Origin of the sequence: Streptomyces sp. NRRL S-337 (assembly GCF_000720175.1) — a bacterium.
Classification (GTDB): Bacteria; Actinomycetota; Actinomycetes; order Streptomycetales; family Streptomycetaceae; genus Streptomyces; species Streptomyces siderophoricus.
The window spans coordinates 41,790-62,126 of sequence record NZ_JOIX01000023.1; the positions used below are offsets into that span (position 1 = coordinate 41,790).

Annotated in this window: 21 protein-coding genes; 9 read left to right on the plus strand and 12 right to left on the minus strand. The window is 70.5% G+C overall.

Annotated elements, in window-relative coordinates:
• Positions 1-78 precede the first annotated feature (78 nt).
• Positions 79-831, minus strand: a complete 753-nt coding sequence (locus tag IG62_RS0118635) for a TetR/AcrR family transcriptional regulator (protein WP_030803886.1) — start codon at positions 829-831, stop codon at positions 79-81.
• A gap of 351 nt (positions 832-1,182) precedes the next feature.
• Between IG62_RS0118635 and IG62_RS0118640 the strand changes: the two genes are divergently transcribed.
• Complete coding sequence (locus IG62_RS0118640; protein WP_030803890.1) at positions 1,183-2,064, plus strand: alpha/beta fold hydrolase; 882 nt, start codon at positions 1,183-1,185, stop codon at positions 2,062-2,064.
• A 55-nt stretch (positions 2,065-2,119) separates the two neighbouring features.
• Here the strand turns inward: IG62_RS0118640 and IG62_RS0118645 are convergent, their stop codons facing one another.
• Positions 2,120-2,578 carry a TIGR03618 family F420-dependent PPOX class oxidoreductase gene (locus IG62_RS0118645; protein ID WP_030803894.1) on the minus strand — a complete coding sequence of 153 codons (459 nt, stop codon included), beginning with the start codon at positions 2,576-2,578 and terminating at the stop codon, positions 2,120-2,122.
• A gap of 143 nt (positions 2,579-2,721) precedes the next feature.
• Entirely contained in the window at positions 2,722-4,152 is a 1,431-nt protein-coding gene (locus tag IG62_RS0118650; protein WP_078872080.1) for an MFS transporter, read from the minus strand.
• A 225-nt stretch (positions 4,153-4,377) separates the two neighbouring features.
• Between IG62_RS0118650 and IG62_RS0118655 the strand changes: the two genes are divergently transcribed.
• Together IG62_RS0118655 and IG62_RS0118660 are read left to right on the plus strand one after the other, a co-directional pair.
• Entirely contained in the window at positions 4,378-4,872 is a 495-nt protein-coding gene (locus tag IG62_RS0118655) for a MarR family winged helix-turn-helix transcriptional regulator (RefSeq protein WP_030803900.1), read from the plus strand.
• A gap of 281 nt (positions 4,873-5,153) precedes the next feature.
• Positions 5,154-5,636: a hypothetical protein gene (locus IG62_RS0118660; protein ID WP_234326607.1), complete on the plus strand. Its 483-nt coding sequence runs from the start codon at positions 5,154-5,156 to the stop codon at positions 5,634-5,636.
• Between the two features lie 145 nt (positions 5,637-5,781).
• Here the strand turns inward: IG62_RS0118660 and IG62_RS0118665 are convergent, their stop codons facing one another.
• The 4 genes from IG62_RS0118665 to IG62_RS0118680 form a co-directional block, all read right to left on the minus strand.
• The gene (locus IG62_RS0118665) at positions 5,782-7,131 is read right to left on the minus strand and encodes a dicarboxylate/amino acid:cation symporter (RefSeq protein ID WP_030803906.1); all 1,350 of its coding nucleotides are present in this window, start codon (positions 7,129-7,131) and stop codon (positions 5,782-5,784) included.
• Between the two features lie 444 nt (positions 7,132-7,575).
• Complete coding sequence (locus IG62_RS0118670; protein WP_030803909.1) at positions 7,576-7,866, minus strand: DUF4229 domain-containing protein; 291 nt, start codon at positions 7,864-7,866, stop codon at positions 7,576-7,578.
• Positions 7,867-7,986: 120 nt separating this feature from the next.
• Entirely contained in the window at positions 7,987-9,150 is a 1,164-nt protein-coding gene (mqnE, locus tag IG62_RS0118675; protein WP_030803912.1) for an aminofutalosine synthase MqnE, read from the minus strand.
• Between the two features lie 188 nt (positions 9,151-9,338).
• Positions 9,339-9,797 (minus strand): Lrp/AsnC family transcriptional regulator, encoded by a 459-nt coding sequence (locus IG62_RS0118680; RefSeq protein WP_030416168.1) that lies wholly within the window; start codon positions 9,795-9,797, stop codon positions 9,339-9,341.
• 119 nt (positions 9,798-9,916) lie between these two features.
• Between IG62_RS0118680 and IG62_RS49560 the strand changes: the two genes are divergently transcribed.
• Entirely contained in the window at positions 9,917-10,051 is a 135-nt protein-coding gene (locus IG62_RS49560) for a hypothetical protein (protein WP_267881512.1), read from the plus strand.
• Here IG62_RS49560 and IG62_RS0118690 read toward each other — a convergent pair.
• Positions 10,048-10,797 carry a UbiX family flavin prenyltransferase gene (locus IG62_RS0118690; RefSeq protein ID WP_030803915.1) on the minus strand — a complete coding sequence of 250 codons (750 nt, stop codon included), beginning with the start codon at positions 10,795-10,797 and terminating at the stop codon, positions 10,048-10,050. The two genes, IG62_RS49560 and IG62_RS0118690, sit on opposite strands and share 4 nt — an antisense overlap.
• A 209-nt stretch (positions 10,798-11,006) precedes the next feature.
• On the opposite strand from IG62_RS0118690, the gene IG62_RS0118695 reads away from it, so the two are divergent.
• Complete coding sequence (locus IG62_RS0118695) at positions 11,007-11,612, plus strand: rhomboid family intramembrane serine protease (RefSeq protein ID WP_030803918.1); 606 nt, start codon at positions 11,007-11,009, stop codon at positions 11,610-11,612.
• Positions 11,613-11,708: 96 nt separating this feature from the next.
• Entirely contained in the window at positions 11,709-12,086 is a 378-nt protein-coding gene (locus IG62_RS0118705; RefSeq protein WP_030803925.1) for a nuclear transport factor 2 family protein, read from the plus strand.
• Positions 12,087-12,105: 19 nt separating this feature from the next.
• On the opposite strand, the gene mqnP is transcribed toward IG62_RS0118705, so the two are convergent.
• Both mqnP and IG62_RS0118715 read right to left on the minus strand, forming a co-directional pair.
• The gene (mqnP, locus tag IG62_RS0118710; protein WP_030803929.1) at positions 12,106-13,008 is read right to left on the minus strand and encodes a menaquinone biosynthesis prenyltransferase MqnP; all 903 of its coding nucleotides are present in this window, start codon (positions 13,006-13,008) and stop codon (positions 12,106-12,108) included.
• Positions 13,008-14,465, minus strand: a complete 1,458-nt coding sequence (locus tag IG62_RS0118715; protein WP_030803932.1) for a menaquinone biosynthesis decarboxylase — start codon at positions 14,463-14,465, stop codon at positions 13,008-13,010. Before IG62_RS0118715 ends, mqnP begins: the two co-directional genes overlap by 1 nt.
• An 88-nt stretch (positions 14,466-14,553) precedes the next feature.
• Between IG62_RS0118715 and IG62_RS0118720 the strand changes: the two genes are divergently transcribed.
• The 3 genes from IG62_RS0118720 to IG62_RS0118730 all read left to right on the plus strand — a co-directional run bounded on the left by IG62_RS0118720 (position 14,554) and on the right by IG62_RS0118730 (position 17,326).
• Complete coding sequence (locus IG62_RS0118720; protein WP_037838579.1) at positions 14,554-14,994, plus strand: PLD nuclease N-terminal domain-containing protein; 441 nt, start codon at positions 14,554-14,556, stop codon at positions 14,992-14,994.
• A 72-nt stretch (positions 14,995-15,066) separates the two neighbouring features.
• On the plus strand, positions 15,067-15,684 hold the full coding sequence (locus IG62_RS0118725; RefSeq protein ID WP_030803939.1) for a DUF4291 domain-containing protein: 618 nt from the start codon (positions 15,067-15,069) through the stop codon (positions 15,682-15,684).
• Between the two features lie 214 nt (positions 15,685-15,898).
• Positions 15,899-17,326: an alkaline phosphatase family protein gene (locus IG62_RS0118730; RefSeq protein ID WP_030803943.1), complete on the plus strand. Its 1,428-nt coding sequence runs from the start codon at positions 15,899-15,901 to the stop codon at positions 17,324-17,326.
• Between the two features lie 125 nt (positions 17,327-17,451).
• Here IG62_RS0118730 and ccsB read toward each other — a convergent pair whose 3' ends face one another.
• Both ccsB and IG62_RS0118740 read right to left on the minus strand, forming a co-directional pair.
• On the minus strand, positions 17,452-18,537 hold the full coding sequence (ccsB, locus tag IG62_RS0118735; RefSeq protein ID WP_030803946.1) for a c-type cytochrome biogenesis protein CcsB: 1,086 nt from the start codon (positions 18,535-18,537) through the stop codon (positions 17,452-17,454).
• Positions 18,534-20,336, minus strand: coding sequence for a cytochrome c biogenesis protein ResB (locus IG62_RS0118740; RefSeq protein WP_030803948.1), 1,803 nt, complete (start codon positions 20,334-20,336; stop codon positions 18,534-18,536). Before IG62_RS0118740 ends, ccsB begins: the two co-directional genes overlap by 4 nt.
• Position 20,337: the final 1 nt, after the last annotated feature.

Consider the following 20,337-nt stretch of genomic DNA (forward strand, 5'->3'; position numbering starts at 1 on the left):
ACCAACAGCCGCGGGAGCAGGAGGGGTAGGGGTGCGGGCGGGGGGAGGAGTAGGGGTACGGGTAGGGCCGGGGAACGCTCACCCGTAGGCGCCGGGTGGGTCGGCCGGATCGGAGGGGTCGGCAAGGTCGCCGGAGGGGTCGGCCAGGTCGGCCGGGTCGGCTGGCCCGTTCGGCGCCCAGCGCTCACCGGCCATCATCCGGCCCAGGCCGGCCCAGGCGAAGTTCATCATCGTGGCCGCGGCGTCCTTCGCCGTCGGATGCACGCATTCCCCCGAAGGCCCTTCGTCGGTACGGACGTTGGCCCATTCCGCGAGCGACTCGGCCGCGCCGACCAGGGCATGCGCGAGCCCGGCCACCTCGCGTTCGGCCAGTTCACCGGCGCAGCCCGCCTCCTTCGCGGCGACGCCGATCAGGTCCGTGACGAAGGCGACGATCTCCGCGCGCATGGCGGCCACCTCGCGCGCGAACGGCTCGCCGTGCGTGCGGGCCTGCTGGTGGAGCACGGCCCAGCCGTCCGGGTGCGCGGCGGTGTGCGCGAAGAAGCCGCGCAGACCGCTGCACAGCTGGCGGTCGGCTGCCGCCCGGGGTTCCACGGCCGCGGTCACGGCCGTCACCAGCGCCGCCGCCTCGCGCCGGATGACCGCGCTGAACAGCTCTTCCTTCGAGTTCAGATAGAGGTAGACCAGCGGTTTCGAGACCCCGGCCACCTCAGCGATCTCGTCCATCGACGCCGCTCGGTAGCCGCGCCGGGCGAAGGTCCGCACCGCGGCATCGAGCATCTGCTGCTCCCGGACGGCCCTCGGCACCCGCTTGCTCTTCACAGCTCCCACCCTGAATATCCCTCCACCCCGCCCCTTTACCGCAAAGTAAGTTTACGATCTTCGCCTTCCGGGGCCGGTTTTCCGACGGCTTCCCGCCATCCAATGGGCAGCACCGACAGCATGTTTTCCTCCTCGTTTTCTTGGCGGCTGCACGGGAGTTGACGGGCAGTCGCACGGGAGCTGACAGCCGGACACGGTTGCCGGCCGCCGAATGCCAAATGCCGACTACCAACTACCGACTGCCGGCCGGCCGGCCGGTGAGTTGACAGCCACAGGCGGGTGACGAGACGATACGTCTCGTTCCATTGGCCGGGTTCGAAGGGCTACCCCTTCACCCCGCTCTTCCTGGAGGACATCACCGTGCAGCAGTTCCTCGACGTCGCCCCCGGCATCCGCCTGTGGACCGAACAGCGCGGCGCCGCCGACGCGCCCCCGCTGCTGCTCGTCATGGGGGCCCAGGCGACCGGCGTCGGCTGGCCGGACGGGCTGGTCGACGCGCTGGCCGCACACCACCGGGTGATCCGCTACGACCACCGGGACACCGGTCGCTCCAGCTGGTGCTTTGACGACCATCCGTACCGGATCGCCGATCTCGCGGACGACGTGATCGCCGTCCTGGACGGGCTGGGCATCGAGCGTGCGCATCTCGTCGGCATGTCATTGGGCGGCATGCTGGCCCAGATGGCGCTCGCCGACCACCCCGACCGATGGATCGGCGCCACTCTCATCGGCACCATGGCCCTCAGCACCACCCCCTACACCGCACCGGACGGCTCCCTCGTCCCGGTCGGTGAACTCCCCGGCATCAGGCCCGAGGTCCTGGAGTTGTGGGCCCGCCCGGTCGAGGACCACGGCCCGGAGGCGGAGGTGGCGCGGCGGCTCGAACACTGGCGGGTACTCGCCGGTGGTCAACTGCCGTTCGACGCCGACCACTACGCGGCTCTGGAGCGGCGGGTCATCGCGCACACCGGGCACCACCGGGTGGGCACCGCGCACGGCCGGGCGGACGACAGCGGGATGCTGCGTACGGAGGAGCTGGCGAGGAACGAGGTGCCCACGCTGGTGATCGCGGCGCCCGCCGAGCCGGTGTTCCCGCCGCCGCATCCGCAGCACCTCGCGCAGTGCATCGGCGGTGCGTACGTCGTCGAGATCCCGGGGATGGGGCATGCGCTGCCGCCGGCCGTACAGGGTCCGCTGGCGGAGGCGATCCTGGCGCACACGGGGGCGGTGACGGCGGCCTGACGGGGGCCCGCTCGCCACTCCCCCGCGGCAGATCCCCCGTCCCTAGGAGCCGTCCCTAGGAACCCTCGGTGACGTCCAGTGCCGTGCCGTAGAGGCGGGTCACCTTGAGGCGGAGGACGACGCGCCGTTCGGTGACGGCCTCCGCCAGGAAGGCGTCCTCGTCCAGCGGGGCTCCGCCCGCGGCCGCCATGGCGAGCAGTTCGCGGCCGACCGCGTCGCCGGGGACGGTGGTGGGGGACGAGACCTCGACCTCGCCCTCGGCGACCGCGTAGGCCCACACATCGCGGCTGACGTGCAGGGCGGCGTGCGGGTCGGCGCGCAGGTGGCGGGGCTTGAGGCGGTCCTGCGTGCTGGAGATCCGCACGATCCGCTCCGCCGGGTCCCAGCGGTACAGGACCGTGGCGAGGTGTGGGTGGCCGGTCTTGCGGACGCTGGCGAGCACGCCGAACTGCTGCTCCTGAAGGATGCCGTCGAGTTCGGTCTCGGTGAGGACGCGCGGGGCGGGGCCGGGCATGAGGGGCTCTCTTTCGGTGGGTGGGTCCGGGTACGGGGGGCGGGTGGAAGTCGTTCGGGGGCGGGTGGAGGTCGTTCGGGTGTGGGGGGCGGTAGTTCAGGGGCGTCTGGTGTGTGTGGGGCGGGCGGGGGGCGGGGGTCGGGTCAGGCGGACGGAACCGCGGTCGGCGCGGTGTGCTGCGCGGGCCCCCGCCCTTCTGCCGGCCCCTCCACCACGGTCAGCACGGCCACCTCCGCCACCCGGGGCCGCCGTAGCAGCACCGTGGCGGCCAGCAGTGCCAGGGCGAGCAGTCCCGCGCCGGCGGCGAAGGCCACGTGGTAGCCGGCGGTGAGGGCTTCGGGGCGCGGGCTGCCCTGCCCCGTGAGGGTGTCGGTGCGGCCGGCCGCCAGCGTGGACAGCACCGCGACGCCGAGCGCCGAGCCGAGCTGCTGGGTGGTGTTGAACAGGCCCGAGGCCAGTCCGGCGTCCTGGCTGTCGACGCCGGACATGCCGAGTGCGGTGAGCGCGGGCAGGGCCAGGCCGAAGCCGGCCACCAGCAGCATCACGGGCAGCAGATCGGTGACGTAGGCGGCGTGCACGGGCAGCCGGGTGAGCAGGGCGAGGGCAGCGATCAGCGGGACGAGGGCGGTCCGCAGTACGGCGCGCTCCCCATAGCGGGCGATCAGCCGGGCGGAGACGACCAGCGAGGTGGCGCCGATGGCCAGGGCGGCGGGGAGCATCGCCAGTCCGGTACGGGCGGCGTCGTAGCGGAGTACGCCCTGCAGGTAGAGCGCCACCAGCACCTGGAAGGCGAACAGGGCGGCAATCATGAGGATTTGGACGAGGTTGGCGGTGACCACGGCGCGCGAGCGCAGCATGCGCAGCGGCAGCAGCGGGGTGCGGGCCCGGGCCTGGCGCAGGTGGAAGGCGACGACCAGCGCCGTACCGACGGATGCCGGAACCAGCGCGCGCGGTGAAGTCCAGCCGTACGTCGCGGTGTTGACGATGCCGTAGAGCGTCGCCATGAGACCTGCGGTGATCAGGAGCGCGCCCCAGGCGTCGGCCCCGGCCCGCAGGCCGAGCCCCCGGCCGGCGGGCAGTGCGGGTCGGGCCAGGGCGAGGACGGCGGCCCCGATGGGCAGGTTGATCAGGAAGATCCCGTGCCAGTCCAGTGCGTCGGTCAGCAGGCCGCCGAGCACCTGGCCGATCGAGGCGCCGGCGGCACCGGTGAAGCTGAACACCGCCAGGGCGCGGGCCCGTTCGCGTCCCTCGGGGTAGAGGGCGGCGAGGATGCCGAGACCCACGGCCGCCGTCATGGCGCTGCCGACGCCCTGCAGGAAACGGGCGGCCAGCAGCACCGCGGGCCCGGAGGCGAGACCCGCCAGGAGCGAGGAGGCGGTGAAGACGGCGGTGCCGGCGACGAACATCCGCTTGCGCCCGAGGAGGTCGCCGAGCCGCCCGGCGAGGAGCAGCAGGCTGCCGAAGGCGACGAGATAGGCGTTGACGACCCAGCTCAGGCCCTCGGGGCTGAACCCGAGGTCGTGCTGGATGGCCGGCATGGCCACGGTGACGATGGAGCCGTCCAGCACGATCATCAGCGTGCTGGCGGCGATGACGACGAGGGCGAGGCCGCGGCGCGGTGAACGCGGGGGCACGGAACGGGACTTGGGCACGGTGGCCCTCCTGTCGCAGTACGTACGGGAGGCGCGCCGGACGGCGTGAGCAGATGGATGCCGGCCGGCGACGAGATAGAGGGACCGTAACAGATAGTTCCGTTGCAGACTATATTTTTCGGATCGATCGTGGCTTACGCTGGAGCCATGACCGCCATGTCGCCGCCCCCGACCCGCACCCAGCCGGACCTCTCCTACCTGCTGGACCACACCGGACATGTGCTGCGCACCCAGATGGCGGCGGCGCTCGCCGAGATCGGGCTCACCGCGCGCATGCACTGCGTCCTGGTGCACGCGCTGGAGGAGGAACGCACCCAGATCCAGCTCGCCGAGATCGGCGACATGGACAAGACCACGATGGTGGTCACCGTCGACGCCCTGGAGAAGGCCGGACTCGCCGAGCGCCGCCCCTCCAGCACCGACCGGCGGGCCCGGATCATCGCCGTCACGGAAGAGGGCGCACGCACCGCCGAGCGCAGCCAGCAGATCGTGGACGCGGTGCACGAACGGGCTCTCGCGTCACTACCGGACGCGGACCGGCAGACGTTCCTCCGCCTGCTGACCCACCTCGCCACCGGCCCCCTCGGCACCCCCGCCCCCGGCCCGGGCCCCACGGCCCGCCGGGTCCGCCAGCGCAGCTAGGCGTCTTCCGGCTCCCTCCTGCGACGGCACGGGCTCCCCCGTTCGGCCCGGCAGCGATGGTGGGATCCCTGCGGGGCGTCCAGAGTGGGCCGGAGGGACCACCCGTGGGCGGCGTGGGGCCTTGGCAGTCCTGGTGGCCAGGTGGCCCTGGTGGCCGGTGATGGCTCTGTGGCCCTGGTGACCAGTGGTTGCCCTGGGGCCCGGGTGGCCGGTGGTGACCCTGGTGATCCTGCGTCAGGAGGATGGCCATGGAGGAGGATCACGGAGGAGCATCGCGGAGGATGATCGTGGCGGTCAGCGAGGCGGATCTGCTCAAGGCCGGGGATGCCCGGTTGTTGGAGCTCTTCCGCGAAAGCCCGCCCGGCGACATTCCCGCGGGGCCACTGGAGGGCACGGCCATCGTCCGGTGGGGAGGCGCCAAGGTGGCCCGGTCGCTCGCCCGGCTGGTGCGCCTGGCCGTGTGGCGGGGCAAGGTCTTCGAGCAGGGCTACGTGAGCAATCGACTGACCACGTTCGACATTCTCGCCATCGTCGCCCAGGTCTACCGAGGGCCGAGCCTGCTGGACGACCGGGAGTGCATCGTCGTCGACTACTCGAAGATCTCCCTGGCGGCCCGCGGTATTCGCGACGAAATCCGCGAAGTCGGCCCGGGGCTGTACCTGGGCGTGGTGTGGCTGTTCGGGTACCGGGCCGGCTGGTTCTCGCTGCGCGTACCGGAAGTCGGCGAACCACGACCGGCCGGCACCGAGAAGAGAGCCGGATAACCCAGCCGGACAACCCGCCGGCCAGTTCCGTGACCGGTTCATTCGGTGACCGGTTCGCTCTGCGACCGGTTCGTTCCGTGACCGGCAGGAACGCCTGCGCCCCGACCTCAAGGAGATCGGGGCGCAGCCGGAAGACAAGCTCAGGCTATGCCGCAGCCGGCACGGAGAGCTGCTCCTCCGCGCCCTCAGCAGTGGCCGAGCCCAGGCTGATGCTCTTCGCGCTGTTGTACGCCTCGCGGTCCAGGATCTTTTCCTTGGCGGAGACCAGGATCGGGATGACCGACTGACCGGCGACGTTGGTGGCCGTCCGCATCATGTCCAGGATCGGGTCGATGGCCATCAGCAGGCCGACGCCCTCCAGGGGCAGGCCCAGGGTGGAGAGGGTCAGGGTCAGCATGACCGTCGCGCCGGTGAGGCCGGCGGTGGCGGCCGAGCCGATGACGGAGACGAACGCGATCAGGATGTAGTCGCCGACGGCGAGGTGGACGTCGAAGATCTGGGCGATGAAGATCGCGGCGATCGCCGGGTAGATCGAGGCGCAGCCGTCCATCTTGGTCGTCGAGCCGAACGGCACCGCGAAGGAGGCGTACTCGCGCGGCACGCCGAGGCGCTCGGTGACCTGCTGGGTGACCGGCATGGTGCCGACCGAGGAGCGGGAGACGAAGGCCAGCTGGATGGCGGGCCAGGCGCCGCGGAAGAACTGCAGCGGGTTGGCCTTGGCGACGGTCGCCAGCAGCAGCGGGTAGACGCCGAAGAGGACGATCGCGCAGCCGACGTAGATGTCGACGGTGAAGGTCGCGTACTTGCCGATCAGGTTCCAGCCGTACGTGGCGATGGCGTTGCCGATGAGGCCGACGGTGCCGATCGGGGCGAGGCGGATGACCCACCACAGGGCCTTCTGCAGCAGTTCGAGGACCGAGCGGCTGAGCCGCAGGACCGGCTCGGCCTTCTCGCCGAGCTGGAGCGCGGCGATACCGGCGACGGCCGCCATGAAGACGATCTGCAGGACGTTCAGCTCGGTGAAGGGGGTGATGACGTCCGTCGGGACGATGCCGGTCAGGAAGTCGATCCAGGAGCCGGCGTGCTCGGGGAGCTTGCCGTCCTTGGGGGTGAGGCCGGTGCCCGCGCCGGGGTGGGTGAGCAGGCCGATGGCCAGGCCGATCGCCACCGCGATCAGCGACGTGGCCATGAACCACAGCAGGGTGCGGGTGGCGAGCCGCGCGGCGTTGTTGACCTGCCGCAGGTTGGTGATCGACACCAGGATCGCGAAGAACACCAGCGGGGCGACGGCCAGCTTCAGCAGCTGGACGAAGAGGTCGCCGATGTGCTGGAGCGTCGAGGTGAGCCAGCCGAGGTCATTGCTCTTGGCTATCCAGCCGAGCAGCACACCCAGGGCGAGACCCGCCAGGATCTGGGCCCAGAACGGGACCTTGGGTATGCGGGAGGACCTCGGCGTCTTCGTGGACGACTCGGACGGCGCGGACGACGTGGACAACGGACACACTCCGGGAACAGGTAAGACATCGGGAAAAGGCGTGAAAAAGCGCCAGGAGGTCCGTACGGAAGAGGCAGGATCTCCGGCCGCTGGATGAGGTCGTTCAGCGGCGACGACAGGCCGCGGACATACAGCGGCAAAGATCGACGTGCAGGCGCACCACGAGCGGAACGCTCATGGGGGACGAGGGCGCAGCTGCTGTCTTCATGGCAAGTACGTTAACACTCGAACTTTGAGGAACCCAAAGAAAATCTTTGGGTTCCATGGAGGTTCCCCGGGGAGCCGGCAACGGAACGGGCGTCAACAACGCGGCAGGCGCCGGTCCGTGGCGGGAAGCTCCACGGACCGGCGCCTGCCGGACGGATGAGGGGGCGTGAGGTGTCTCACTGCCGCGGGGTGTCTTACGGCCGCGGGCGCCGGTGAGGTCGGCGCCGGGCGGCGGGGTCAGACGAGGTCGTCCTCCTGGCCCGCGTTGGCCGCGATGCGCTCGCGCTGGCGGTCGACCTTGGCGACGATCTGCTCGGACATCGCGTCCCGCTGCTTGCGCAGCAGAACGAAGCTGAGCGGCGCGGAGATCACGATGGCGAGCAGCAGCATCCAGACGGTGTTCGACGCGCCGACCGCGAGCGGGATGATCCCGAAGTAGGCCAGCGCCCACACCACCGCGAAGCAGGCGACGAACAGGCCGAGGCGAAGGGCGGTGTAGCGGAGCGTGGCGAACTTGTGGCTACTCACGGACGGGACCTTCTTCTCAACGGCAACCGAAAGGGTCGCCTCCAGTCAAGCACAGCGGCAGGGGCGATCTTCCGGGCCCCTGCCGCATGCCATCGGGCGCTTGCCCTGCGCCTGTCGTGCTCAGACGCGCATCGGCTGGGGCGACTCGCGGCGGTCCGGGTCCGGGCCCGGGTACTCGCGGATCGCCTCGTAGCGGGTGTTGCGCTCGACGGGACGGAAACCGGCGTCGCGGATCAGCTCCAGCAGGTCCTCGCGGGTCAGCTTGTTCGGCGTGCCGTAGTTGTCCGCGTCGTGCGTGATCTTGTACTCGACGACCGAGCCGTCCATGTCGTCCGCGCCGTGCTGCAGGGCGAGCTGGGTGGTCTGCAGGCCGTGCATCACCCAGAAGCACTTGACGTGCGGGACGTTGTCGAAGAGGAGGCGGGAGACCGCGAAGACCTTCAGCGCCTCGGCACCGGTGGCCATGGTCGTGCGCGCCTGGAGGCGGTTGCGGACCTTGCCGTCCTGCATGTCGACGAAGTCGTGCTGGTAGCGCAGCGGAATGAAGACCTGGAAACCGCCGGTCTCGTCCTGGAGTTCACGCAGCCGCAGCACGTGGTCGACGCGGTGCCGGGGCTCCTCGATGTGGCCGTAGAGCATCGTCGAGGGGGTCTTGAGGCCCTTCTCGTGCGCCAGGCGGTGGATCCGCGACCAGTCCTCCCAGTGGGTGCGGTGGTCGACGATGTGCTGCCGGACCTCCCAGTCGAAGATCTCGGCGCCGCCGCCGGTGAGCGACTCCAGCCCGGCGTCGATCAGCTCGTCGAGGATTTCCGAGGCGGACAGGCCCGAGATGGTCTCGAAGTGGTGGATCTCGGTCGCCGTGAACGCCTTGAGGGAGACGTTCGGCAGCGCCTTCTTCAACTCGCGCAGTGAGCGCGGGTAGTAGCGCCACGGAAGGGTCGGGTGCAGGCCGTTGACGATGTGCAGCTCGGTGAGGTTCTCGTTCTCCATCGCCTTGGCGAGGCGGACGGCCTCCTCGATGCGCATCGTGTACGCGTCCTTCTCGCCCGGCTTGCGCTGGAAGGAGCAGTACGCGCAGGAGGCGGTGCACACGTTCGTCATGTTGAGGTGACGGTTGACGTTGAAGTGGACGACGTCACCGTTCTTGCGGGTGCGCACCTCGTGGGCGAGACCGCCCAGCCAGGCCAGGTCGTCGGACTCGTAGAGGGCGATGCCGTCCTCGCGGGTCAGCCGCTCCCCGGCGTGGACCTTCGCCTCCAGCTCACGCTTGAGGCCCACATCCATCGACGCAGCCATCCGGTCGCCTCCCAGTCTCTGCCGTATCTGTGCCGACCCGCGGCACGGTCTCGGTGCCGGAAACGGGCTTCGTCGAGCGTACTCCCCCGTAATCGGCGCGGACGGGGCGCCCTTGGCGAGTCCGGGGCCGGGGCGGCCCCCGGTGGCTCGCTCGGCCCCGCCCCACTCGCCCCGTCCTACTCGGCCTCTTCGGGCAGTTCCCCGACGCGGTTCTCCCACTTGGTGGACAGCACGATCGTGGTGCGCGTACGGGAGACGCCCTTGGTGCCGGACAGCCGCCGGATGGTGCGCTCCAGCCCGTCGACGTCACCGACCCGCACCTTGAGCATGTACGAGTCGTCGCCCGCGATGAACCAGCAGTCCTCGATCTCTTCGAGGTCGCGCAGCCGGCGGGCGACGTCCTCGTGGTCGGCCGCGTCCGACAGCGAGATGCCGACCAGGGCGGTGACGCCGAGGCCGAGCGAGGCGGCGTTGACCGTCGCGCGGTAACCGGTGATCACTCCGGCCGCTTCGAGGCGGTTGATCCGGTCGGTGACGCTGGGCCCGGAGAGGCCGACGAGCCGGCCGAGCTCCGCGTACGAGGCCCGGCCGTTCTCGCGCAGTGCCTGGATGAGCTGCCTATCCACCGCGTCCATGCCCTCAAGCCTTCCAATCTTTACGCAATTTCGAGTTCTGCATGTAGAATCTAAGGCACACAGGGCCTAGTCCCTGCGATTTTCAAGCGATCAAAGACGATCTCACAGGAGTTGTCACCGTGTACTCGATCGAGATGGCCTACGCCCGCATGCGCGAGCTGCAGGACCAGGCCAATCGTTCACGTGCCCACAAGCCCGCCGAGCCGCGGGCCCGGCGCCGCTTCGGGCGCGCCGCCGCGGCGAAGAAGCGCTAAGGAGCGTCCGGGGCCTCCTCCTCGTCCTTGGAGCCACCCCGAAGCTCCCCCTCCCAACGCCGGTACAACCCGTGCGGCACCTCCGCCGCATCGAGCACCCGGCCCGCGACGAAATCCACCAGATCCTGGATGTGCGTCGCTCCCGCATAGAACGCCGGCGAGGCGGGCAGCACGATCGCGCCCGCCTCGTCGAGCGTCACCAGATGCTTCAGCGTCGGACCGTTCAGCGGAGTCTCCCGCACCGCCACCACCAGCCGACGCCGCTCCTTGAGCGTCACGCTCGCCACCCGCTGCAGCAGGTCCTTCGACAGCCCCAGCGCCACCCCGGCCACGCACGCCGTACTGGCGGGGACGATCAGCATCCCCTTCACCGGGTACGACCCCGACGACGGCCCCGCCGCCAGGTCTCCGGCCGCCCAGTAGCGCACCCGCGCCAGCTCCGCGTCCGTCACCGGAAACGTCCCCGGCTTCCCGTCCGCCCCGCGCGCCAGCCATTCCCGCAGGTCAGCACGCCAATGCGCGTCCCGGAAGGCGATCTTGGTCTCATCCAGCAACGTCAACCGCGACGCCCGGCTCACAACCAGGTCCACCGCCTCACCGGCAGCGAGCAGCCCCCGCAACACGGACGCCGCATACGGCGTCCCGGACGCCCCGGAGACCCCGACGACCCAGGGCCGACGGCGCTCGGCGCCCTTGCGACCCGTGTCGTGACTGGCGTTGCTGGTGTTGTTGTGCGGCGGCTCCACGCATCGAGCCTATCCGGCGGAACCAGGAACCCGGTCACGGCCGTTCTTAGCTCTGAGGTGGGGGCCGAGCGGGCGCGGAACGGGCAACCGCGACGGCTGCCGGACGACCGACGGACGGGCAGCGAGGGCGGGAAGGCGGGCAGGATGACGGGGAGGCGGGCAGGATGACGGGGAGGCGGGCAGGGATGACGGGGACGGGACGAACTGCGATGCGACAGGACCGGGCGAAGCTGACCACGTGCCTGGCGCTGATGCTGGGCTGGGTCGCGCTGCTCTGGCTGCTGGAAGGCGTCGACGTCCTCACCAGCGGCGCACTGGACACCTTCGGCATAGAGCCGCGCGAGCCCTCCGAGCTCGTCGACGTCGTACCGGCCGCCTTCCTCCACTTCGGCTTCGGCCACCTGGCCGCCAACACCCTGCCGTTGCTGCTGCTCGGCCTCCTCGCCGCCCTGCGCAGCGGCATCCGCCGCTTCCTGGCCGTCGTGCTCCTGATCACCCTGGTCAGCGGTCTGGGCGTGTGGCTCACCGCCGCCACCGGCAGCAACACCGCGGGCGCCTCCGGCGTGATCTTCGGCCTCTTCGGCTACCTCCTGGTGCGCGGCTTCATCGAGCGCTCCGCCCTTGACATCGTCATCGGCCTCGCCGTCGGCGCGGTCTACGGCTCGATCCTCTGGGGCGCCCTCCCCATGACCGCCGGCCAGGTCAGCTGGCAGGCCCACCTCTTCGGCCTCCTGGGCGGCATCACCGCAGCCTTCACCCTCCGCACCCGCCCGCACCCCGCCCTCCCGGGCCCCTCGCTCCCCACGAACATCTAGGGCGCGGCTCCGGCGTCACACGCCGGGCCTCCCGGCTGGAGGACGCCAGCCTCATCCGGCGCGAACCGGACCCCGCCGACCGGGACCCGCACCGGCATCGAGGCCGCCCTGACCGACCTGCTCTTCAACGGCGACCTCACCCTGCAGGAGGCAGCCGACCGCGACTTCGCCCCCGAGTACCGTCAGCGCACCGACGGGCAGTGGGCGGACCGCACCGAGTTCCTGGAGCACATCGCCCACCTGCGCACCCTCGTCGCCGACGGCCACGTCGAGATCCACGAGGAGCTGTACGACGGCAGCAAGTACGCCGACCGGCACACCGCCCACCTCACGAAGAAGGACGGCACGAGCGTGCGGATGGAGGTCTACGTCTTCGCCGACCTGGCAGCGGACGGCCGCTTCCGCCGCATCGAGGAGACCACCCTGCTGCTCCAGGGCTCCAGCGCCGACCGCACCATGGGCAGCGCCCGCTAACGGCTCACGCCGGGGCCGTTCAGACCGACAGCCCCCGCACCACCAGGTCCAGCAGGGCGCACACGAACAGCGCGATGCCGATGAAGCCGTTGACCTGGAAGAAGGCCCGGTTGAGGCGGGTAAGGTCGTGCGGGCGGACGATGGAGTGCTCGTAGAGGAAGGCCGCGGCCACGATCAGCAGGCCGAGCCAGAAGAACGGGCCGGCGCCGGTGGCCAGCGCGTACCAGGCAAAGAGCGCCGTGGTGACGAGGTGGCAGCCGCGGGCGCCCCAGATCGCGGCGGGGATGCCGAAGCGGGCCGGGACGGACCGGACGCCGATCTCACGGTCGGTGTCGACGTCCTGGCAGGCGTAGATCAGGTCGAAGCCGCCGATCCAGATGCCGACCGCGAGGCCGAGGATCACGGCGTCCCAGGACCAGGTGCCCGTGATGGCGATCCAGGCGCCGATCGGGCCCATGGCCTGGGCGAGGCCGAGGATGGCCTGGGGGAAGTTGGTGAAGCGCTTGCCGTACGGATAGACCACCATCGGCACGACGGCGACCGGGGCGAGCGCCAGGCAGAGGGGGTTGAGCAGGGCGGCCGCGCCGAGGAAGACGACCAGGGCGATCAGCGCACCCGTCCAGGCGGACTTCACCGACACCGCGCCGGTGACCAGTTCGCGGTGGGCGGTGCGCGGGTTACGGGCGTCGATCTCGCGGTCGATGATCCGGTTGGCGGCCATCGCGAAGGTGCGCAGGCCGACCATGCAGACGGTGACGAGGAGCAGCAGGAGCCAGTCGATGCGCTTGTCGCGCTGGTACATCGCGGTCAGGGACGCGATGTAGGCGAAGGGGAGCGCGAAGACCGAGTGCTCGATCATGACGAGGCGCAGGAAGGCCTTGGTGCGGCCGGGCTGCGGGAGGGCGGCGGAGGCGCTGGTCATCAGAGGCCGTACTCCTTCCAGCGGCGGTCCACGAGGGCCGCCGTGCGCGGGTCGGACTCGACCATGTCCGGCCAGCCCCCGTCCCTCGTGTAGCCCTCCTCGGGCCACTTCTTCGTCGCGTCGATGCCCGCCTTGCCGCCCCAGAACTGCTGGTAGGAGGCGTGGTCGAGGTGGTCGACGGGGCCTTCGACGACGGTCAGGTCGCGGGCGTAGTCGGTGTTGCCGAGGGCCCGCCAGGAGACCTCGTGGAGGTCGTGGACGTCGCAGTCGGCGTCCACGACCACGATCAGCTTGGTCAGCGACATCATGTGGGCGCCCCAGATGGCGTGCATGACCTTCTGTGCGTGCTTGGGGTACTTCTTGTCGATCGAGACGATCGCGCAGTTGTGGAAACCGCCGGACTCGGGGAGGTGGTAGTCCACGATGTCCGGGACGATGATCTTGAGCAGGGGGAGGAAGAAGCGTTCCGTCGCGCGGCCGAGTGGGCCGTCCTCGGTCGGCGGGCGGCCGACGACGATCGACTGGAGCAGCGGCCGCTTGCGCATCGTCACGCAGTCGATGGTCAGCGCCGGGAACGGCTCCTGCGGCGTGTAGAAGCCGGTGTGGTCGCCGAACGGGCCCTCCGGGAGCATCTCGCCGGGCTCCAGCCAGCCCTCGATGACGACCTCGGCGTGCGCCGGGACCTGGAGCGGGACGGTCTTGCAGTCGACCATCTCGATGCGCTTGCCCTGGAGGAAGCCGGCGAAGAGGTATTCGTCGATGTCGCCGGGGAGCGGGGCGGTGGAGGCGTAGGTGACGGCCGGCGGGCAGCCGAAGGCGATGGCGACCGGCAGCTTCTCACCGCGCTTGGCGGCCACCTGGTAGTGGTTGCGGCTGTCCTTGTGGATCTGCCAGTGCATCCCGATGGTGCGCTTGTCGTGGCGCTGGAGGCGGTAGAGGCCGAGGTTGCGGACGCCGGTTTCGGGGTGCTTGGTGTGGGTGAGGCCGAGGTTGAAGAACGAGCCGCCGTCCTTGGGCCAGGTGAAGAGGGCGGGGAGCTGGTCCAGGTCGACGTCGTCGCCGGTGAGCACGACCTCCTGGACGGGGGCGCTCTCGCCCTTGACCTTCTTCGGCGGCACGTGCGTCATGCCGGCGAGCTTGCCGAACGCCTCGCGGATCCCCACGAAGCCGTGCGGCAGTTCGGGCTTGAGCAGGCCGCCGATCTTGGCGCTGATGTCCTCGTACGCCTTGAGGCCGAGGGCCTTGAGGAGGCGGCGGTCGGTGCCGTAGACGTTCATGGCGAGGGGCATCGCCGTGCCCTTGACGTTCTCGAAGAGCAGCGCGGGGCCGCCGGCCTTCTGCACCCGGTCCACGATCTCGCCGACTTCGAGATACGGGTCGACCTCGGCCTTGATGCGCTTGAGGTCGCCTTCCCGCTCAAGAGCGCGCAGGAACGAGCGGAGATCGTCGTAAGCCATGCGTTCCAGTATCAGGTACGCACTACCCTGAGCGGGTCACCGGGCCCTGCCGAGGGCCCGCCGTCGTCCGCAGGGGGCCCGTTCCGCAATGCTCAGGTATCTGCCGTTCCTTCTGGTGCTGGCACTGTGGATCTACGCGTTCATCGACTGCCTCAACACCCCCGAATCGCAGGTCCGCGGGCTGCCGAAGGTGATCTGGGTGATCGTCATCCTGCTCTTCGGCGAGGTGCTGATCGGTCCGATCGCGTGGCTGGTGGCGGGCAAGCAGCGGTACCCGGTGGCGGGCGGGGGCGGCAGTACGCCCTCGGAGTGGCACCGCAACCACAGCACGAAGTGGGTGGCGCCGGACGACAATCCGGAGTTCCTGCGTTCCCTCAAGGAGGAGAACAAGAAGGACGAGGCGCTGCTGAAGGACTGGGAGGCGGATCTGCGGCGCCGCGAGGAGGAGCTGCGGCGCAAGAGCGGCGAGGCGTCGGAGGGCAACAACGGCACCAACGGGGACACGCCGCCGCCGGCGAAGGACCACTAGGACGCTTCCAGGGTCTCCCGGGCCGTCAATTCGGTGGCTCCGCCGCTGCGGCGTCGGCCAGGATGACCGCTCATGAGCACCGTCCCGCACCACAGCGCCGAGCCCGTCTGTCGTATCCGCGCCCGTTACACCGAACGGACCGTCACCGTCTATCAGGCGTACGCACCGGAGCTGGGGCTGCCGGCGGCGCGGGACGGGCGGTTCCCGGTGGCGTGGAAGCGGGAGCGGATGACGTGGATCAAGCCGTCGTTCCTGTGGATGATGTACCGCTGCGGCTGGGCGTCCAAGGCCGGGCAGGAGACGGTGCTGGCGGTCGAGATCGACCGGGCGGGTTTTGACTGGGCGCTCGGGCATGCGTGTCTGTCGCACTACGACCGGGACGAGCACGCGGACCGGGATGCCTGGCGGCGGCAGTTGCGGGAGTCGCCGGCGCGGGTGCAGTGGGACCCGGAGCGCGATCTGTGGTTGCGGGCGCTGCCGTACCGTTCGCTGCAGCTGGGGCTGGCGGGGGAGGCGTCGCGGGGTTACGCGGACGAGTGGACGGTGGGGATCACGGACGTGACGGAGCTGGCGCGTGAGGTGCGGGCGCGCATGGCCGCGGGGGACGTGACGGGGGCGGCCGGGTTGCTGCCCGAGGAGCGTCCGTACCCTGCACCCGAGGGAACTCCGGGGCTCGGCCGCGTGTCCTGAGGCGGCCCGGCAAACGCGTAATTCCGGCCACCGCGCGGTCCGTGGGGGACTGCTTCGTGTGGCGTATGGGACGTAGCGCGGTCTGGCCAACTCACGGCTGTTCATGGCCAATTGACGGACCGTACAGACGCCTCCCCCTGCCCGGGAAACTCCCCCGCCGCCACAGTCATGTCGGCCCACTGAGGGCTCACGCGACTCAGGGAGAGTGGCACATATGCCCGACATGACCCGACGCAGACTCCTCGGCTCCGCGGCCGGCGCGGTCGGTGGCGCCGCCGCGCTGACTCTGCTGCCGCCCAGCGTTCAAAAGGCCGTCGCCGCCGGACCCGCACGTCACGGTTCGCTGCACGACGTCGAGCACGTCGTCATGCTCATGCAGGAAAACCGGTCGTTCGACCACTACTTCGGCACACTGCGCGGGGTCCGTGGTTTCGCCGACCCGGACGCGCTGACGCTCCCGGACGGCCGTGACGTCTTCCACCAGCCGGACGCGGAGAATCCGGACGGCTATCTGCTGCCGTTCCGGCTCAACACCCACACGTCCAGCGCGCAGGCCATTCCCTCCACGAGTCATGCCTGGTCGGTGCAGCACGAGGCGTGGAACGGCGGGAAGATGGACCGCTGGCTGCCGGCGCACCGCAAGGCGGACGGGGTCAACGGCCCGTATGTGATGGGCTATCACACACGGGAGGACATCCCCTTCCAGTTCGCGCTGGCGGAGGCGTTCACGCTGTGCGACAACTACTTCTGCTCGGTCTTCGGGCCGACCTGGCCGAACCGGCTGTACTGGATGACCGGCACGCTGGACCCGGGCGGCACGATGGGCGGGCCGGTGCTGAACAACACCGCGCCGAAGCCGTACCGCTGGACGACGTACGCGGAGCGGTTGGAGGCCGCGGGGATCAGCTGGAAGGTGTACCAGGAGGAGGACGACTACGGCTGCAACCTGCTGGAGCAGTTCCAGACGTTCCGGGACTCCCAGCCGGGTGATCCGCTGTACGAGCGGGGGGTGCGGCCGCAGCCGGCCGGCACGTTCGAGGACGACGCCCGCAACGACCGGCTGCCGGCGGTGTCGTGGCTGATCCCGACGAGTCACCAGTCGGAACACCCGGACTATCTGCCGGCGGCCGGCGCGGACTATGTGGCGCAGAAGCTGGAGGCGATCGCGTCGAATCCGCGGGTGTGGGCGAAGACGGTCTTCATCCTCAACTACGACGAGAACGACGGGCTCTTCGACCATGTGCCGCCGCCGGTGCCGCCGCCGGGGACCAGGGACGAGTTCGTCGGGGGGCTGCCGATCGGCGGTGGCTTCCGGGTGCCGTGTCTGATCGTGTCGCCGTGGACGGTGGGCGGCTGGGCGGCCGGTGACCCGTTCGACCACACGTCGGTGCTGCAGTTCCTGGAGCGCTGGACGGGTGTGCAGGAGCCGAACATCAGTGACTGGCGGCGGGCGGCGTTCGGCGATCTGACGTCGGCATTCGGCTTCCGGCACGCGGCGCGCCGGCCGCCGTGGCTGCCGGACGACACGGCGGAGCAGCTGGCGGAGGCGCAGTGGGAGGTGGCGCATCTGCCGAAACCGACGCTGCCGGGGGCCGGGCAGGTGCCGCCACGGCAGGAGCGGGGGCGGCGCAGGCGGCGGTGAGGTCGTGGCCGGCGGCGCGGACGGGCCGGGGCGGAAGCCGGGCCGGGTTCCGGCCGCGAGGACGACGGTGCCGTACGGGTTCGCCCGAGGGCTTTCCGTACGGCACCGGGTGGGATGCGGGTGGTTCAGACGCCGGCGTAGGAGTGCAGGCCGGTGACGAAGATGTTCACGCCGTAGTAGTTGAAGAGGTAGCAGGCGAAGGCGATCAGGCCGAGCCAGGCGGCCTTGCGGCCCTTCCAGCCGGCGGTGGCGCGGGCGTGCAGGTAGCAGGCGTAGGCGACCCAGGTGATGAAGGACCAGACCTCCTTGGGGTCCCAGCCCCAGTAGCGGCCCCAGGCGGCCTCGGCCCAGATGGCACCCGCGATGATCGTGAACGTCCACAGGGGGAAGACGGTGGCGTTGACGCGGTAGGCGAACTTGTCGAGGGACGCGGCGGAGGGCAGCCGCTCCAGGACGGAGGCGGCGAAGGCGCCGGGCTGCTTGCCGGCGGGGTCGGCGAGCTTGGCCTCGTGGCGGTCACGGAAGAGGAACAGCAGGGTGGCGACGGCGCCGAGGTAGAGGACGGCGCCGGAGAGGATCGCGCAGCTGACGTGGATCCACAGCCAGTACGAGTGCAGCGCGGGGACGAGCTGGTCGCTGGCGGTGTAGAGCACGGAGACGGCGAGGCCGAGATCGAGCAGGACGGTGGTGACCAGGGGCAGGCCGATCCACCGGACGTTCTTCCCCAGGACGAGCAGCAGCAGGTAGATGCCGGTGGCGACGGCGGCGAAGGTGGTGGAGAACTCGTACATGTTGCCCCAGGGGGCACGCTGTACGGACAGGGCACGGGTGACGACGCCGCCGACGTGGAGCGCCCAGGCGAGGACGGTCAGCGAGATGGCGATGCGGCCGTAGAGGTCGCCCTTCTCGGTGCCGCCGGCGGCGCCGGGGCCGTCGGGGACGTCGCGGCTGCCGGCCGCGGACTTGGTGATGACCTTGGGCCGTTCCAGTACGGCGGTGCCGCCGCTCTGCCGGGCCGTGACGGTGGCGGGCGCCGAGGCGGTGGCGTTCGGGGTGAGGGCGGCGGCGGTGCGGCCGACCTTGCTGCGGCTGCCGAACACCCACTCGGCCATGTGCGCGACGAAGGCGAGGGTGTAGATCGCCATGGCCGAATAGACCAGGACATTGCTGTTGTGCGCCAGTGTCTCGTTGGCTGCGGCGGCGAGGTTCACGCGCGCGCTCCTTCGGAGGGATCAGCAGGACCGTCAGAGTCGGTGGGCTCCGCGGGGTCTTCGGAGGGGGTGGCGGGGGCAGTCCCGGGGTCCGGGGTGGCCTCGGGGTCCCGGGTGGTTTCGGCGTCCGGGTCGGGGTGCGGGGCGAGCGGGGCGTCGGGCTCCAGGGCCGCGGCGAGGTCGCCGAGTTCCTCGGGGAGGCGGGCGGACTCGCTGCGGCCGAGTCCGGCCATCTCGACGACGGTGACGCCGTTCTCCCCGCGCTCGGCGCGGACCCAGACGCGGCGCCGCTGAATGAAGAGGGAGCCGGCCAGGCCGAGCAGGGCGGCGACCGCGCCGGTGAGGGCGAGGCCGTTGCCGGGCTGGTGGCTGATCTTGAAGCTGGCCCAGGTCTTGACGCCGTGGAAGGTGATGCTGCCGTCGCCGCCGGGGAGCTTCATGGTCTCGCCGGGCTTCATCATCTGGGCGACCGCCCGGCCGTCGATCTTGTACTGCTTCAGGTTCTTCTTGTCGAGCTGGTAGACGTTCTGCGGCAGCCCGGAGGCGACGCCCAGGTCGCCGTGGTACGCGGTGAGCACCAGGCGGGGATTGTCGAGCGCCGGGAAGGTGGAGAACATCGAGCCGGAGCCCTTGCCGCCGAAGGTGGGGACGAAGAAGCCCTGGAAGCCGAGCTGGTTGGGCCTGTCGTCCTTCGTCCGGGCGCCGGGGACCTTGACGACACCGGTGGAGGTGAAGTTCTTCGGGTCCTGGGGGAGGAAGGGGACGGCGCCGTTGTAGACGGTCTTGCCGCGGCCGTCCTTGACGGTGACGTCGGGCGCGTAGCCGTGGGAGAGCAGGTAGACCTTGGAGCCGGCGATGTCGAGGGGGGTGTTCACCTCGATGGTGGTCTTGTGTTCCTTGCCGTCGGCGCCGGAGAAGTACCGGATATGGGCGCGGAAGATCCGCGGGGTGCCCTTCTGCGGGCCGGTGCGTTCGTAGGTCGCGTCGAACTTGTCGAGGGTGAAGCCGAACGGCTCCATGGTGTCGGTGTCGAAGAAGGCACCGGATTTGAAGTCGTCGTACTGGGTGAGGCTGTTGGCGAAGCCGTCGCCCTCGGTGATCAGCTTGCCGCCTTCGGACTTCCACAGGCTGCCGACGGCGAACGCGACGAGCATCACGATCAGCGCGACGTGGAAGACGAGGTTGCCGACCTCGCGCAGGTAGCCCTTCTCGGCGGCGACCGCGGTGCCGGCCCGGTGGGCGCGGAAGCGGCGCTTCTTCAGCATCCGCTCGGCGGCGGCGAGCACGTCGTCGGGTGCGGCGTCGGTGCGCCAGGTGGTGTACGCGGGCAGCCGGGTCAGCCGGCGGGGCGCGGCCGGGGGGCGGCCGCGGAGCTGGCCGACGAACTGCCAGCTGCGCGGGACGATGCAGCCGATCAGGGAGATGAACAGCAGCAGGTAGATGGCGGAGAACCACACCGAGCTGTAGACGTGGAACATCCCCAGCTTGTCGTAGACGTCGCCGAGGGTGGGGTGGTCGGCCTTGAACTGGTCGACCTTGACGGGGTCGATGCTGGTCTGCGGGATCAGCGAGCCGGGGATGGCGCCGACCGACAGCAGGAAGAGCAGCAGCAGCGCGACCCGCATGGAGGTCAGCTGCCGCCAGAACCAGCGGGCCCAGCCGACCGGGCCGAGCGAGGGCAGGGTGACGTCTTCGCGGGGCGCCGTGGAGAGCTGGGAGCCGGCCGCGCCGAGGTCGGCGCCCGCGTCGTCGGCGCCGGGCGCGCCGGGGTCGCGGGGGGTGTCGGTCTTGGTGGACATC

Bases quoted from the DNA above. Each gene is read 5' to 3' on its own strand.
- IG62_RS0118645 (WP_030803894.1), bottom strand. From the start codon at position 2,578: ATGCCCGGCCCCGCCCCGCGCGTCCTCACCGAGACCGAACTCGACGGC.
- IG62_RS0118650 (WP_078872080.1), bottom strand. From the start codon at position 4,152: ATGATCGTGCTGGACGGCTCCATCGTCACCGTGGCCATGCCGGCCATC.
- IG62_RS0118655 (WP_030803900.1), top strand. From the start codon at position 4,378: ATGACCGCCATGTCGCCGCCCCCGACCCGCACCCAGCCGGACCTCTCC.
- IG62_RS0118660 (WP_234326607.1), top strand. From the start codon at position 5,154: ATGATCGTGGCGGTCAGCGAGGCGGATCTGCTCAAGGCCGGGGATGCC.
- mqnE (WP_030803912.1), bottom strand. From the start codon at position 9,150: ATGGATGTGGGCCTCAAGCGTGAGCTGGAGGCGAAGGTCCACGCCGGG.
- IG62_RS0118680 (WP_030416168.1), bottom strand. From the start codon at position 9,797: ATGGACGCGGTGGATAGGCAGCTCATCCAGGCACTGCGCGAGAACGGC.
- IG62_RS0118695 (WP_030803918.1), top strand. From the start codon at position 11,007: ATGCGACAGGACCGGGCGAAGCTGACCACGTGCCTGGCGCTGATGCTG.
- mqnP (WP_030803929.1), bottom strand. From the start codon at position 13,008: ATGACCAGCGCCTCCGCCGCCCTCCCGCAGCCCGGCCGCACCAAGGCC.
- IG62_RS0118715 (WP_030803932.1), bottom strand. From the start codon at position 14,465: ATGGCTTACGACGATCTCCGCTCGTTCCTGCGCGCTCTTGAGCGGGAA.
- IG62_RS0118720 (WP_037838579.1), top strand. From the start codon at position 14,554: ATGCTCAGGTATCTGCCGTTCCTTCTGGTGCTGGCACTGTGGATCTAC.
- IG62_RS0118725 (WP_030803939.1), top strand. From the start codon at position 15,067: ATGAGCACCGTCCCGCACCACAGCGCCGAGCCCGTCTGTCGTATCCGC.
- IG62_RS0118730 (WP_030803943.1), top strand. From the start codon at position 15,899: ATGCCCGACATGACCCGACGCAGACTCCTCGGCTCCGCGGCCGGCGCG.
- IG62_RS0118740 (WP_030803948.1), bottom strand. From the start codon at position 20,336: ATGTCCACCAAGACCGACACCCCCCGCGACCCCGGCGCGCCCGGCGCC.